The following is a 294-nucleotide window of genomic DNA, read 5'->3' as shown; positions in this document are numbered from 1 at the left end:
ATATTCAGCATAAACGGTATTCACCGCAGCATAATCTGCCCAATCTTTGACAAAGATTGAATTAAACGTGACGTCATCCATCGTTCCACCCGCTGTTTCTATCACTCTTTTGATGGTTTCTAGAATATGCCGAGTTTGTCCCGCAGCATCGCCGACATAAACCACATCATTATTTTCATCAAATGCCAAAGTGCCTGAAACATAAACGATATTGTCTGCTTTAGTTGCAGGAACATAAGGGGCGAGTGGTTTAGAAGTTGCTGCTGGGATTACAACTTGTTTAGACATTTAAAA

Annotated in this window: 1 protein-coding gene; it reads right to left on the bottom strand. The window is 40.5% G+C overall.

Annotated elements, in window-relative coordinates; all coding sequences use genetic code 11:
- Positions 1 to 288: pyrimidine utilization protein C (rutC, locus tag FLQ44_RS13480; protein ID WP_147694807.1), on the bottom strand; the 288-nt coding region annotated here is incomplete at its 3' end.
- Positions 289 to 294: the final 6 nt, after the last annotated feature.

It is taken from the genome of Vogesella mureinivorans, assembly GCF_007644035.1.
Taxonomy (GTDB): Bacteria; Pseudomonadota; Gammaproteobacteria; order Burkholderiales; family Chromobacteriaceae; genus Vogesella; species Vogesella mureinivorans.
This window is presented reverse-complemented; position numbering and strand designations above follow the sequence as displayed.